This window comes from Kitasatospora arboriphila (genome assembly GCF_039528095.1).
In the GTDB taxonomy this organism is placed as follows: domain Bacteria; phylum Actinomycetota; class Actinomycetes; order Streptomycetales; family Streptomycetaceae; genus Kitasatospora; species Kitasatospora arboriphila.
Window position 1 is genome coordinate 1 of the sequence record NZ_BAAALD010000249.1, and the last position, 767, is coordinate 767.

General features: G+C 70.3%; 1 protein-coding gene. It reads right to left on the minus strand.

The window, feature by feature from the left end; genetic code table 11:
• Nucleotides 1-753 (minus strand): polyprenol monophosphomannose synthase (locus tag ABD353_RS39765; protein WP_344628585.1); only part of this gene is annotated, 753 nt, incomplete at its 3' end.
• Nucleotides 754-767: the final 14 nt, after the last annotated feature.

Sequence of the window (767 nt, forward strand, 5' to 3'; positions counted from 1 at the left end):
GCCGGTGATCTTGTCGATGCGGGAGCCGATGCCCCAGGTGGTGACGCGCCAGAGGGCTTCGGCGACGATGTTGCGGCTCATCTTGGAGTTGCCGTGTTCGCGTTCGACGAAGGTGATGGGGACCTCGGCGACCTTGAAGCCGTTGCGGACGGCGCGCCAGGCGAGGTCGACCTGGAAGCAGTAGCCGGCGGAGGCGACCTCGTCCATGCCGAGGCCGAGGAGGGTCTCCTTGCGGAAGGCGCGGTAGCCGCCGGTGACGTCGCGGATCGGGACGCCGAGCATGAGGCGGGAGTAGGTGGAGCCGCCGCGGGACAGCAGCAGGCGGGACTTGGGCCAGTTGACGACCTTGCCGCCGGGGACCCAGCGGGAGCCGAGGACGAGGTCGGCGCCGCGCAGGGCGGTGAGCAGGCGGGGGAGTTCCTCGGGCTGGTGGGAGCCGTCGGCGTCCATCTCGACGAGGACGGTGTAGCCGTGGTCGATGCCCCAGCGGAAGCCGGCGAGGTAGGCGGCGCCGAGGCCTTCCTTGCCCTTGCGGTGCAGGACGCGGACGTGGTCGTCGTCGGTGGCGAGCTTGTCGGCGAGGTCGCCGGTGCCGTCGGGGCTGTTGTCGTCGGCGACCAGGACGTGGACCTCGGGGACCGCGGTGCGGACGCGGGAGACGATCCGCTCGATGTTCTCGGCCTCGTTGTAGGTCGGGATGATCACCAGCACCCTGCCGAGATCGGCGAAGGTGGTCTCCTCAGGGGCAGTCACGGCACAGCCTTTCG